The organism is Variovorax sp. V213 (assembly GCF_041154455.1).
Taxonomy (GTDB): Bacteria; Pseudomonadota; Gammaproteobacteria; order Burkholderiales; family Burkholderiaceae_C; genus Variovorax.
Genome location: NZ_AP028664.1, coordinates 720,290 through 732,663 on the forward strand (window position 1 = coordinate 720,290; position 12,374 = coordinate 732,663).

10 protein-coding genes are annotated in these 12,374 nt (G+C 68.0%); 2 read left to right on the forward strand and 8 right to left on the reverse strand.

The features are described from left to right. The first annotated feature begins 177 nt into the window (after positions 1-177). A complete protein-coding gene (oxlT, locus tag ACAM55_RS03495) occupies positions 178-1,503 on the forward strand; it encodes an oxalate/formate MFS antiporter (RefSeq protein ID WP_369654687.1) in 1,326 nt (441 codons plus the stop codon). Positions 1,504-1,532: 29 nt separating this feature from the next. On the opposite strand, the gene ACAM55_RS03500 is transcribed toward oxlT, so the two are convergent. After that, positions 1,533-1,769: a hypothetical protein gene (locus tag ACAM55_RS03500; protein WP_369654688.1), complete on the reverse strand. Its 237-nt coding sequence runs from the start codon at positions 1,767-1,769 to the stop codon at positions 1,533-1,535. A 116-nt stretch (positions 1,770-1,885) separates the two neighbouring features. Here ACAM55_RS03500 and ACAM55_RS03505 point away from each other — a divergent pair, with 116 nt between their 5' ends. Beyond that, positions 1,886-2,740, forward strand: coding sequence for a LysR family transcriptional regulator (locus ACAM55_RS03505; RefSeq protein ID WP_369654689.1), 855 nt, complete (start codon positions 1,886-1,888; stop codon positions 2,738-2,740). An 18-nt stretch (positions 2,741-2,758) separates the two neighbouring features. On the opposite strand, the gene ACAM55_RS03510 is transcribed toward ACAM55_RS03505, so the two are convergent. The 7 genes from ACAM55_RS03510 to ACAM55_RS03540 all read right to left on the reverse strand — a co-directional run bounded on the left by ACAM55_RS03510 (position 2,759) and on the right by ACAM55_RS03540 (position 12,250). Then, positions 2,759-3,061: a hypothetical protein gene (locus tag ACAM55_RS03510; protein ID WP_369654690.1), complete on the reverse strand. Its 303-nt coding sequence runs from the start codon at positions 3,059-3,061 to the stop codon at positions 2,759-2,761. Between the two features lie 75 nt (positions 3,062-3,136). After that, entirely contained in the window at positions 3,137-7,231 is a 4,095-nt protein-coding gene (locus ACAM55_RS03515) for a translocation/assembly module TamB domain-containing protein (RefSeq protein WP_369654691.1), read from the reverse strand. A gap of 14 nt (positions 7,232-7,245) precedes the next feature. Then, on the reverse strand, positions 7,246-9,174 hold the full coding sequence (locus ACAM55_RS03520) for an autotransporter assembly complex family protein (RefSeq protein WP_369654692.1): 1,929 nt from the start codon (positions 9,172-9,174) through the stop codon (positions 7,246-7,248). 72 nt (positions 9,175-9,246) lie between these two features. Then, positions 9,247-10,434, reverse strand: a complete 1,188-nt coding sequence (locus ACAM55_RS03525; protein ID WP_093016778.1) for a VWA domain-containing protein — start codon at positions 10,432-10,434, stop codon at positions 9,247-9,249. A 25-nt stretch (positions 10,435-10,459) separates the two neighbouring features. After that, positions 10,460-11,056 carry a GNAT family N-acetyltransferase gene (locus ACAM55_RS03530; protein WP_369654693.1) on the reverse strand — a complete coding sequence of 199 codons (597 nt, stop codon included), beginning with the start codon at positions 11,054-11,056 and terminating at the stop codon, positions 10,460-10,462. 26 nt (positions 11,057-11,082) lie between these two features. Beyond that, positions 11,083-11,331, reverse strand: a complete 249-nt coding sequence (locus tag ACAM55_RS03535; protein ID WP_093016776.1) for a hypothetical protein — start codon at positions 11,329-11,331, stop codon at positions 11,083-11,085. A gap of 64 nt (positions 11,332-11,395) precedes the next feature. Next, positions 11,396-12,250 (reverse strand): AAA family ATPase, encoded by an 855-nt coding sequence (locus ACAM55_RS03540; RefSeq protein WP_369654694.1) that lies wholly within the window; start codon positions 12,248-12,250, stop codon positions 11,396-11,398. Between the last annotated feature and the right edge of the window lie 124 nt (positions 12,251-12,374).

The following is a 12,374-nucleotide window of genomic DNA, read 5'->3' on the forward strand; positions in this document are numbered from 1 at the left end:
GCTGGACAAATCGCGCGTCATCGAGGGGCTGAGGTTGTCCGGAACTTGACTGTGGTCAAGAGCTTTTGAGGCGCTCCGTCCGACAGTCGTTCTCGCGCGGATACCGGTCATTCGACAGACCGGACCAGCTACCGACTTCGTCGGACCTAAACACAACATGAAGACAAAGGAACACCCATGACTCGGCCTACGACCACGATCGCCGGTTCCAACCCGGCGATGTATTCCCCCGCAGGAACCCACGGCGCCACGGCGACCCGATCGGAGGCCTACCGATGGGGCCAGCTGCTGATCGGCATCGTGTGCATGGCAATGATCGCCAACCTGCAATACGGCTGGACGCTTTTCGTCAATCCGATTGCGGAGAAGCATGGCTGGAGCCGCGCCGCGATCCAGGTGGCCTTCACGATCTTCGTGCTCACCGAAACGTGGCTCGTGCCCATCGAGGGTTACCTGGTCGACCGCTTCGGTCCACGGCCGGTGGTGATCGTGGGCGGCATCCTGTGCGGCCTGGGCTGGGTGATCAATTCGGTGGCTTCCACGCTGCCGCTGCTCTACATTGCCGCGGCCATCGGCGGCATCGGTGCGGGCGCGGTGTACGGCACCTGCGTGGGCAATGCGCTGAAGTGGTTCCCCGACCGGCGCGGCCTGGCGGCGGGCATGACGGCGGCGGGCTTCGGCGCCGGCTCGGCGCTGACGATCATCCCTATCTCCGCGATGATCAGGACCAGCGGCTACGAGGCGGCGTTTCTCTACTTCGGCATCGGGCAGGGCCTGATCGTCTTCCTGCTGGCCTGGGCGCTGACCCGCGCGCCCGACCATGCCAAGAGCTCGAACAGCCGCAATGTGCAGCAGTCGCAGCGCGACTACGCACCTTCCGAGGTGCTGCGCTCGCCCGTCTTCTGGGTGATGTACGCGATGTTCGTGATGGTGGCCGCGGGCGGCTTGATGGCCACGGCCCAGCTCGCGCCGATTGCGCAGGACTTCAAGATCATGGACGTGCCGGTCAACATCATGGGCCTGGTGCTGCCGGCGCTCACCTTTGCGCTCGCGATCGACCGCGTGCTCAACGGGCTCACGCGGCCCTTCTTCGGCTGGGTGTCCGACAAGATCGGGCGCGAGCAGACGATGTTCATCGCCTTCGCGCTCGAATCGGTGGGCATCCTGATGCTCTACCACTACGGCCACAACCCGATCCTCTTCGTCGTGCTCACGGGCATCGTGTTCTTTGCCTGGGGCGAGATCTACAGCCTCTTTCCCTCGACCTGCGCCGACACTTTCGGCTCCAAGTACGCGGCATCGAACGCCGGCATGCTCTACACCGCCAAGGGCACGGCCTCGCTGCTGGTGCCGCTGTCGAGCATGCTCGCCGCCGCCACCGGCAGCTGGCAGGCCGTGTTCATTGCCGCCAGCGCCGTCAATGCGGCTGCGGCGCTCATGGCGTGGTTCGTCCTGCGCCCGATGCGGCGCAAGCACATCGAAGAGAGCCGGCTTTCTTCATAGTTCGCAGCAGCGGCGCCGCTCGCCGCCATTCAGCGCAGGCCGATGCGCGAGGCGCGCGAGCGCAGCGCCTCGGCGCGTGCCGGATCGGTGGCCTCGATGTTGTCCGCCGCGGCTTGCAGCGCGCGCATCTGCTCCACCTCGCCGATGATCTTGTTCGGGCTCAGCAGCGCCTCAGCGAGCATCAGGGCTTCGTCGACAAGTGCCTTGAACGCATCCACAAGGCTTTCGGACGCGCTGGCATTGAATGGCTGGCGAAGGGTGGGCATTGATCAACTCCTGGTTGCTTTTGAATGCCTTCATCTTCGGTCTGCGTTCGCTGCAAGTAAAACGATATTAATTGCCAGTTGAGTGCAAAAATATTGCATTCAAAAACAGATACGGCATGGACATCAACCTCGCCCGAACCTTTCTCGAGATCGTGGACACGCGCAGCTTCCAGCGTGCCGCAGAGCGTCTGCATGTGACGCAGACCTCGGTGAGCGCGCGCGTGCGAACGCTCGAAGAACTGCTGGGCCGGCCGCTCTTCGTGCGCAACAAGGCGGGCGCGGTGCTGACCGCTGCCGGCGAGCAGTTCTTGCCGCACGCCACCACGCTGGTGCAGGTGTGGGAGCGCGCCCGCCACCAGGTCGCGGTGCCGAGCGGTAGCCGCGCCGTGCTCGCCATCGGATGCGAGATCAGCCTGTGGGACCCGCTGCTGCTGCAATGGCTGCTCTGGATGCGCACCGCCGCGCCGCAGCTGGCCCTTCGTACCGAGGTGGGCTTTCCGCACGACCTGCTCGACAAGGTGGCCGCGGGCGTGCTCGACATCGCCATCGCCTATGCGCCGCAGCAGCGGCCCGGCCTGCGCGTGGAATTGCTCATCGAGGAGAAGCTCGTCATGGTCACCACCGCGCAGCGCCCGCGCGTGCCGCGGCCGGCGGACTATGTGTATGTCGATTGGGGCCCCGAGTTCGCGGCGCAGCATGGCCTTGCCTATCCGGAGCTCTCGAATGCCGCGGTGAGTGCGGGGCTCGGGCCGCTCGGCCGCGAGTACCTGCTGGCGGCGGGCGGCACCGGCTACTTTCGGCATGACGTGGTGCGCAGCCATCTCGAGTCGGGCCGGCTGCGCCGCGTGCCCAACACGCCGGAGTTTCTCTATCCGGCCTACGCGGTGTATGCGGTGGGCGCGGACACGGCCATCGTGGACCCTGCGCTCGAGGGCTTGAGGCAGGTCGTCAAGGCCAAGCCGGCCGGCTAGGTTGTCGGGTATTGGCTGTCAGGTGGCCAACATGTGCCTTGCGCGCTCGACCCGCTCCTGGTGCGACTGGAGCAGCGACTCGTAGTACAGGCACAGCGGCATGGCGATGAACACCATGCCCGCGACGTAGATGATCAGGCTCATCAGCGGAAAGTCATCGCCTCCCCAGTAGGGAATGGACGCCGCCGCCGCGCCGGCTGCGATGACTGCAATGACGCACTGCAGTGCGTTGCGCAAGAACGTGGTTCGCGAGTACCCCGGAGGGTCGTACTTCTGACGGTCCAGTGGGGAACACTCGCCCTTGTCTCCATCATCGTGCATCGTCGTTCCTTGTTAGAAGGGCGTTGACGATTCTTATCCCCTGAATTTCCGCGGTCAAGGCGGCAGACCCGGACCTCAGTCGTACTTCAGCGTGTAGATCAGGTCGAGCCCGCTGGTCTGTCCGGCCTGCCCGCGCAGCGTGAGCCGCTGCGTCAGGTCGTAGAAGATGAAGATCGTGCCGAAGGTGCCGCCCACGCTGCGTTCGTAGGTGAGATAGAAATCCTTCGACAGCCGCTTGCCGAGCGTCACGGCCGACTCGCGCAGGTCGCCCCCATTGCCGGGGCCCTTGAAGCCGAGCTCGTCGAGCCCGAAGCGGCTCGCCAGGCTGCCGCCGCTCCCGCCCTTGCTGACATGGCCGATCAGCGCGAGCGCTGCCTGCTGCAGCAGCGCTGATTCGCCGCCGCTGGTGGCGGAGGCGCGGCCCAGCACCACCCACGAAAGCGTTTCCGCATCGGACAGCGCGGGCTCGGAGTAAAGCTTGACGCGCGGCGACTGCGCGGTGCCCGTGATCTGCACGCCGGCGCGCTGCGAGATGTTGGGCCGGATCGCGAGGATGTCGAGCGCGGGATTATCGAACGGCCCGTTGAAGCGGGCCACGCCGGTTTCCACGTCGAGCTGCTGGCCATAGGCGCGGTACTGGCCCTTCACGGTCTTCACTTCGCCGGTGATGCGCGGCGGCCCATTGAGCTTGGTGCTCCGGATCTGGAGGTCGCCCTCGAGCCGCGTGGTGATGCCGCGCCCCTGCACAGCGAAGTCGTCGCCCAGGTTGAAGTTCACCGCGATGTCGGGCGGCTTCGCGGTTTCCGGCCGGGCGGCACGCGCTTCGTTGCCCGCCGTCTCGCGCAGGGCCTGTTCGGCCGCCTCGCGGTCCTTGGCGGCCGAGCGCACGACCACGTCGGTGCCCAGGCTCGGCGCGGTTTCGTCGGGCAGGATGATCACCGCGCGGTCGGTCTTCAGCTTGCCGCGCACGCTGAACTGGCCGCCGTCGAGCCGGGCCTGCAGGTTGCCCGAGAGCGTGACCTGGCGGTCGGTGCGCACCAGCACGCGCAGCGCGCGCAGGTCGGCCTGCAGCGCCATGCGGATGCCGGTGCCCGACGCACCGTCCGCGCTCCAGCCGATGTCGCCGCGCGCCGTGAGCGAACCGCCGTCGGTGCCGGCCTGGCTGGCGGCGGTGCTGCGGTTGCCGCTCTGGCCCGCGATGCGCGCCGTGGTGCCGGCGCCGCCCTTGAGCGTGAATTCGGTGATGTCGACGCGCGTTCCGGTGAGCGTGGCGCGCAGGCGGCCATCGCGCAGGTCCAGCCCCTCGACGGGCGCGCGCAGTGCGAGCTTGTCGGCGCCCAGCGTGCCGTTCCAGCGCGGCGTGGTGCGGTTGCCCGAGAGCGCGGCATCGGCGTCCAGCGTGCCTGCGATGCGCCAGCCGGGCGGCGCAAGCATCGACCACACGCCGAGGTTCGGCAGCGTGGCCTTGATGTTGCCGGCCAGCGGTGCATCGGCCGCCCATTGCCAGCCCTGTGCGCGCTGCTGCATGCGCGTGTTGAGCTCGGCGTCGATCTTGCCCGCGCGTTCGCTGTCCCAGGCCAGCGTGGCGCGCACCGCCTCGCCTTGCGCATCGAGCCGCAGTTCGGCCTGGCGCAAGCCGGCGGGCGTGCTGGGCGCGATCGCCCCGCCCGCGGTGGCGGAGTTCATCGTGCGCTCGCTGGCCGTGCCGGTGCCGCGGCTCGTGATGCGCGTGACCAGCGCGGCCTCGCCGGCCTGCACGCGGATGTCGCCGCTCTGGCGCGCGAGCCGCGCATGGGCGCGCAGCGTGTCGCCGGCGTCGATGTCCCAGTCGCCGTCGAACATCAGGTCGCCGCTCACGCCCAGTTCATTGAAGGTGGCGCTGGCGCCGAAAGCCTCGGCCCAGGCCATCGGAAGGCCCTGCAGCTTGCCTTTCGACTGCACGCGAAAGGCCTGGTTGGGCGCCACGCCGCTGCGGGCGAAGCGCAGCGGCTGCCATTCGATGCGAACGGTACCGGGCGCCGGTCCGCGCAGCGTGGCGGTGGCCGCGGAGGCTTCGAGATCGAGGCGGCCGGTGTTGCCGCTTCCGCTGGTCTTGATGGTGGCGGTGACTTCGCGGCCCAGTTCCAGTGTCCAGGGCGCGGCTGCCGCGCCGGCCCGCGCGCTGTCCTGGGCCTGCAGGCGCAGGCTGGCGAGCGCAGCGCGCCAATGGTTGGCGCCCGCAAGGCCGCCGCTCGCGCGTGCATCGACCGTGAGCTTTTGCGTGCCGGTGGTGGCTTCGCCTTGCAGCGCGAGCGTGGCCTGGGCCAGGCTGCCGGCGAGGTCCGCGCGCAGGTCTTTCAGCTGCACCGTGGTGGTGGCCGCTGCATTGCCGTTTCCGTTGGCGGGCGGCATGCGCAGCTCGAGCCGCGGTACGCCGAGCAATGCTTTCAGGCTGGGCTCCGCGATGCCGCGCTGGGCCGGCGCTGCGGGGTTCTCGAGCCGGCGCTGGATGGTCTGCCAGCCGCCCTGCCAACTGGCGTCGAGCCGCGCCGAACCCTTGGCAGTTTTGCCCGCGAACACCTTCGACAGCTCGGGCAGGCCCTCGATCCAGCGCTGCACGGCGTCGGCATCGTCAATGCGCGCCTTGACGTCGCCGCCTCCTTGCGCTGGTGCGATGCGGCCTTCGAGTTGCGCGCTGCCGCCCGGCAGCGCCAGGTCGAGCTTGCCGCTCGCGGCCTGCTCGGCCACGCGCACCTGCAGCTTGCCCTCGATGCTGGCGCCTTCGGCCTCCAGGCGCAGGGTGCGCAGGTCCAGCACCTGGTTTTTCCACTGGCCCTGGGCCAGCACGCGGTCGAGGCCGAAGCCGGGCATGGCCCTGCTGCCGGCACCGCCCTCGGCGCGCAGCGCCAGTTCGAAGCCGATGGTGTCTTCGCGCTGCTGCGCCGTCGCCGTGCCGCTGATCGGCGCGCCCGAAAGCTCGCTGTGCAGCAGGCCCGCGCGCACGCCGCGCACGGTGGCACGCACCTGCCACGGCGCGGGCGCGGGGCTCCACCGGCCCTGGGCTTCGATGCGGCCGCCGCCTGCGCGCAGCATGGCTTCGGGAATCGTCCAGTTGGTGCCGTCGAAGCCCACGCGCGCCTCGACCTGTTCGAGCGGCAGCGCGCCCTTGTCCCAAGGCCCCGGCACCGCATTGCGGATGCTGGCCGAGGCCTGCCAGGCGGCAGGGCCGGTGGCCGCATCGGGCTGCAGTTCGACCGTGCCGGTCAGGCGCGTCTTCGGAGCACCGGGCCAGAGCGTGGCCGCATCGACGTTGCGAAGATCGGCCTTCGCATCGATGACGGGCTGCGGCAGCCAGGGCGCGACATTGGCTTGCAGCTTGGCTTCCATGGGCGCCTCGGCGTCGGGCTCGGCAGGCTTCAGCTCGGCGGCTGTCTGCAGCCGCGCATCGGTGCCTGCGAGCTTGCCCTTGATCGCGGCTTCGGCCAGCACGTCGATGCTGCGGCCTTCGGCCAGCGGCGCCTTCACGCGGCCGTTCAGCGTGGCGTCGAGCGCCATCGGCGCGGGGCCCTGCAAGTTCACGCGCGCGCTGTAGTGGCCTTCGGCAAAGTCGACGCCCTTGACCTCCAGCTGATGGTGTGCGGCGGTGTAGCGGTAGCTGCCGGCAAGTTGATTGGCCTGCAGCGCCGGCGGACCGGCCCAACGCACTTCGTCGATGCGAAACGGCAGGTCGACCTCGATCGGCAGCGCGAGTTGTTCGAGCGGCTCGGTGGGCGTGTCGCTCGGCGGGCCGCGGCGCTCGATGAGCAGTTGCGCCGCATGCACCTCGCCAAGTTGCAGCTTGCGCTGGAACAGCGGCGCAAGCTGCCAGCCGATGTCGGCGTCGTGCACCTCGACGGCCAGTTTCTCGCTTTGCCAGCGCAGCCAGCCGATGCGCCCGCCGGTGCGCAGCGAGCCCGTGACCTCGCGGCTCTCGAGCGACTGGTCGGGGGGCAGGTAGCGCGCGGCCTTGGCGAGCGCGAAGGCCAGCGACTGGTTGGAGCCGAGCCACCACCATGCGCCCGCGCCCACGACGAGCACCAGGGCCAGCAAGCCGGAGACGGTCCAGCCCAGCGCACGCAGCGCGCGGCGCGTGCGCGAGCGCCGTGCCCGCGGAGCGGCGTTGTCGGGCTGGAGTTCGGCATCTGTCTGCATCGATGGGGCGCGCGTCAGAAGGTGAAGCCGAGGCGGAAGTGAAGGCGGAACTTGCGCGTGTCCACGCCGTAGGCGAGATCGGCCTGCACCGGCCCGACCGGACTGCGCCAGCGCGCGCCCACGCCCACGCCGACCTTCGGCTTGAGTTCGCCGGGCTTGTCGGCCACGGCACCGGCATCGACGAAGACGGTGCTCTCCCACTCCGTGAGCTTGTCGTTGTAGACGAAGGGCCGCTGCCATTCGACGCTCACGACGCCGAGGTAGCGGCCCGCCACGACCTGGCCGTCGTCGCGCACGGTGCCGATCTGGCGGTAGCTGTAGCCGCGCACCGTGGTGTCGCCGCCGGTCAGGAACATCAGCGTGGAGGGGATCTGCGCGCTGTCCCTGGCGGACACGGCGCCGGCTTCGGCCCGCAGCTGGAGCCGGCTGCGGCGCGCCAGCGTGGCGGCGTCCCGGCCCTCCGCGAAGCCCAGCGGCAGCACGCCGAGCCAGCGTGCATAGGTGCGCGTGAACGGCAGTTGTTCGCCCGTCAGGGTGTAGCCCGCCGCCAGTTCGAGCGCCAGGCCGAAGCCTCGCGTGGGCCGCGCGTTGTCGTCGAAGTAGCGGCTGGTCCAGCCCCAGTTGGCGGTCACGGCGGAGGCCGAGGGCGGGGCGTTGGTGCCGCGGTTCTGCGCGTAGTCGTATTGCAGGAAGTAGCTGCGGTCGATGTGGCCGCTCGACTTGCTGCGCCCGCTGCGCACGCGGCCGCTGTCGACCACGTAGCTGCCCGAGGTCTCGCTCTTGAGCCCGGCACCGGCGAACCAGCGCCATCCGCGATCGTCGGGAATCGCATTCCATTCGGTCGAGAGCGACTTGACGTCGCTGTCGACCGACAGGCGCGACACGGCACGCCAGCCGAGCAGCGGCAGCCGGTTGTGGATGTGGTCGACGGACAGGCGCGGACCGCTGTCGGTGGTGAAGCCGGCGCCCAGCACCACCTTCTGCATCGGGGCTTCGCGCAGCTGCGCGATCACGGGCGCTGCCAGCGGCGTGCCGCTCTCGGTGTCGAGCGTGAGAAACACCGAGTCGTAGTAGCCGCTGCTGGCCAGGCGCTGCTGGGCATCGAGCAGTTTCTGCTGGTCGTAGTCCGTGCCGGTGGGAAGCTGCGCAATGCGGCGCGCGCCGTCCGCGTCGTAGCGCTCGGTGCCGCGCAGCACCAGCGGGCCGAAGCGGTAGGCCGGGCCCGACTGGTAGGTGACGCTGAGGCGGGCCTCCTGCCGGTCGGCATCGACCTCGGCGCGGCTCACCTCGATGCTGCCGGTGGGAAAGCGCTTGGCCGTGAGGCTGCGCAAGGCGGTGGTCTTGGCGTCGTCCCAGGCCTGCTGGGTGAAAGGCTGGCCCGGCCGCAGCGCCCAGGCGGTGCGGATCGAGTCGCGCTGGGCCTCGGCGGTGGGGTCGTCTGCAATCGCGCCGCCGTAGCCGAGCTGCACGTTGCTCACGCGGGTGAGCTCGCCGGGCTCCACCGTGATGACGATCTCGCGCGGGGCCTTGGTGCCGGCCGGCGTTTCGTTGAGCTCGAGCGTCAGCGTGGGCGTGAAGTAGCCCAGCGTGCCGAGCAGTTCGCGGGCGTTGGTTTCCGCCGCCACCATGAGCCGCGAGATCTCGGTGGCGCCCAGGTCGTCGAGCTCGCGGTAGCGCTGGATCTCCAGGTGCAGCGCGAGGTATTCGCGCACGTTGTCGGGCCCGCGCACGTCGACGGTGAATGCAGCGCGCCGTGCGTCCTTGTCGCCGTCCTTGCCGGTTTCATCGGCGGCGGTGTCGCCGCTGCGCACCAGGGCCGGAGCGGCAGCGTCCGTGGCGGCTTCTTTTTTCGGCAGCAGGCTGCATCCTTGCAGAAGCAGGACGCCGAAAAAAAGCAAAGCCGGCAACCACGCCGGCGCAAGGACTGGGACCACCCTGAACATGGGCGGATTTTGACAGCAAGGCGCGCCGGCTCCGGAAGCATCCGGACACACAGGCGGATGCCGCACGCCGCCTTACTTCGAAAGCATTCGCATCGCGTCTTCGAGGCCCCGCAGCGTGAGCGGGTACATGCGGTTCGACATGAGCTGCTGCATCACGGCAATGCTCTGGCGGTATTGCCACACGCCCTGCGGCTCGGGGTTGATCCAGGCGAACTTGGGAAAGGCATGCGTGAGGCGCTGGACCCACTCGGCGCCGGCTTCCTCGTTGTTGTACTCGACGCTGCCGCCGGGCTGCAGGATCTCGTAGGGGCTCATGGTCGCGTCGCCGACGAAGATGAGCTTGTAGTCCTTGTTGTACTTGCGCAGGATGTCCCAGGTCGCGAACTTCTCGGAGAAGCGGCGCTTGTTGTTCTTCCACATGAAGTCGTACACGCAGTTGTGGAAGTAGTAGAACTCCAGGTGCTTGAACTCGGTCTTCACGGCCGAGAACAGCTCCTCCACGCGCTGGATGTGCTCGTCCATGGTGCCGCCCACGTCCATCAGCAGCAGCACCTTGACGTTGTTGTGGCGCTCGGGCCGCATCTTGATGTCGAGGTAGCCGGCATTGGCCGCGGTCGAGTGGATGGTGTCGTCCAGGTCCAGCTCTTCTTCATGGCCTTCGCGCGCGAACTTGCGCAGCCGGCGCAGCGCCACCTTGATGTTGCGCGTGCCGAGCTCCTGGCTGTCGTCGTAGTCCTTGTAGGCGCGCTGGTCCCACACCTTCACGGCGCTCTTGTTCTTGCCCGCTCCGCCGATGCGCACGCCCTGCGGGTTGTAGCCGCCGTGGCCGAAAGGCGAGGTGCCGCCGGTGCCGATCCACTTGCTGCCGCCCTCGTGGCGTTCCTTCTGCTCTTCGAAGCGCTTCTTGAGCGTTTCCATGAGCTCGTCCCAGCCCATCTTCTCGATCTTGGCTTTTTCTTCGGCCGTGAACTCGCGCTCCAGGGTCTTGCGCAGCCAGTCGAGCGGCACTTCCTTGGTGAAGTCGGCCAGCATCTCCACGCCCTTGAAGTAGGCGGCAAAGGCGCGGTCGAACTTGTCGTAGTGCTTCTCGTCCTTGACCAGCGCGGTGCGCGAGAGATAGTAGAAGTCGTCCAGGCCAAAGGCGCCGTCGGAGTTGGGCCCCACCACGTCGGCCTGCAGCGCCTCCAGCAGCGTGAGGTATTCCTTGACAGAGACCGGCAGCTTGGCCGAGCGCAGCGTGTAGAAGAAATCGATCAGCATGGTCGGGCTTTCCTTGAGCTTCTCTTCAGCTTCGCGGCTTGTCGAGCAGATAGAGCAACTGGGCCTTTACCTCGGGCCACTCGCCCGAGCGCAGGCTGTACATGACGGTGTCGCGGATGGTGCCGTCACGGCGCATGGCATGGCCGCGAATGACGCCGTCTTTTTTTGCGCCGAGCCGCTCGATGGCTTGCTGCGAAGCGAAGTTGAAATTGTCGGTGCGCCAGCCCACCACGTTGCAGCCGAGGGTATCGAAGGCGTGCGTCAGCATGAGCAGCTTGCAGGTGGTGTTGACGTGCGTGCGCTGGCAGCGCCTGGCATACCAGGTGTAGCCGATCTCCACGCGCCCGACCGCCGGCAGGATGTCGTGAAAGCTGGTGCTGCCGAGCACGGTGCCGCTTTCGGCCTCGGTCACCGCAAATGCAAAGCGGTGGCCGGCTTCGCGGCCCTGCAGGGCGGTTTCGATGTAGGCGCGGGTTTCGTGCGGCTCCGGCACCGAGGTGACGCGCAGCTTCCAGAGTTCGCCGTCGGCCGCGGCGGCGCGCAGGCCCGCTTCATGATCGAGCGAAAGCGGCACCAGCGCCAGGTCGCGGGCCTTCAGCGTGACAGGTTCGACGAACGCCATCTTCAACACCCCTCAGGATTGTTTTTTCAGCCTCTTGGCTTGCCGTACTTGCGGTCGTACCACGCCCGGGCCAGCTGCACGCCGCCGCCACCGCCCACGCCGATCAGCAGGATGCCGAAGATCTCGCGGTTGCCGTAGCCGTTGGGCCCGAAGGCATCCAGCCCCAGCTGGAGCCCGATCCAGCGGCCGAGCAGCGCACCGGCCACGAACAGCACGGCCTGCGCCACGCCCAGCTTGAGCAGCTGGCCGACCGGATGCGGCGCCTGGCGGGTCAAAGGCAACCTCCGTGCTTCGCGCTGCGGTGCGAGCCCCCTTCGGAGCGGCCGGGCGGGGGCTGGCTCATCGGTTGTTGCGCTGCATGAAGACGAGCTTCTCGAACAGGGTCACGTCCTGCTCGTTCTTGAGCAGCGCGCCCACCAGTGGCGGCACGGCAACCTTGTCGTCCTTGCTCTGCAGGGCCTCGATCGGAATGTCTTCGGCCACCAGCAGCTTGAGCCAGTCGAGCAGTTCGGAGGTGGAAGGCTTCTTCTTCAGGCCGGGCAGGTTGCGCACGTCGTAGAAGGTCTTCATCGCGGACGTGAGCAGCGCTTGCTTCAGGCCGGGAAAGTGCACCGCCACGATGTGCTTCATCGTCTCGGCGTCGGGGAACTTGATGTAGTGGAAGAAGCAGCGGCGCAGGAAGGCGTCGGGCAGCTCCTTCTCGTTGTTGGAGGTGATGAACACCACCGGCCGGTGCTTGGCGCGGATGAGCTCGCGCGTCTCGTAGCAATAGAACTCCATGCGGTCGATTTCGCGCAGCAGGTCGTTCGGAAATTCGATGTCGGCCTTGTCGATCTCGTCGATGAGCAGCGCCACCGGCTGGTCGGCCGTGAAGGCCTGCCAGAGCACGCCCTTGACGATGTAGTTCTGGATGTCCCTGACGCGTTCGCCGCCGTCCACGTCCTTGAGCTGCGAGTCGCGCAGGCGGCTCACGGCGTCGTATTCATACAGGCCCTGCTGCGCCTTGGTGGTCGACTTGATGTGCCACTGCAGGAGCGGCAGGCCGAGCGAGTCCGCCACTTCCTCCGCCAGCATGGTCTTGCCGGTGCCGGGTTCGCCCTTGACGAGCAGCGGGCGTTTGAGCGTGATGGCGGCATTGACCGCCAGCATCAGGTCCTGAGTGGCGACGTAGTTGTCTGAGCCCTTGAATTTCATGAGTGGAACGCAAGCAGGTGGAGGAGGCCGGGTGGAGAAAAGAACACACTCGATTCGCTTTGCGCGGCCTTTGGTCGGCCGGCAGGGGTTCCCGGGGGACCCTTGCATATAATCGAATGTTGAT

Bases quoted from the DNA above. Each gene is read 5' to 3' on its own strand.
- ACAM55_RS03515 (WP_369654691.1), bottom strand. From the start codon at position 7,231: ATGCAGACAGATGCCGAACTCCAGCCCGACAACGCCGCTCCGCGGGCA.
- ACAM55_RS03500 (WP_369654688.1), bottom strand. From the start codon at position 1,769: ATGCCCACCCTTCGCCAGCCATTCAATGCCAGCGCGTCCGAAAGCCTT.
- ACAM55_RS03510 (WP_369654690.1), bottom strand. From the start codon at position 3,061: ATGCACGATGATGGAGACAAGGGCGAGTGTTCCCCACTGGACCGTCAG.
- ACAM55_RS03520 (WP_369654692.1), bottom strand. From the start codon at position 9,174: ATGTTCAGGGTGGTCCCAGTCCTTGCGCCGGCGTGGTTGCCGGCTTTG.
- ACAM55_RS03505 (WP_369654689.1), top strand. From the start codon at position 1,886: ATGGACATCAACCTCGCCCGAACCTTTCTCGAGATCGTGGACACGCGC.
- ACAM55_RS03540 (WP_369654694.1), bottom strand. From the start codon at position 12,250: ATGAAATTCAAGGGCTCAGACAACTACGTCGCCACTCAGGACCTGATG.
- ACAM55_RS03525 (WP_093016778.1), bottom strand. From the start codon at position 10,434: ATGCTGATCGATTTCTTCTACACGCTGCGCTCGGCCAAGCTGCCGGTC.
- ACAM55_RS03530 (WP_369654693.1), bottom strand. From the start codon at position 11,056: ATGGCGTTCGTCGAACCTGTCACGCTGAAGGCCCGCGACCTGGCGCTG.
- oxlT (WP_369654687.1), top strand. From the start codon at position 178: ATGACTCGGCCTACGACCACGATCGCCGGTTCCAACCCGGCGATGTAT.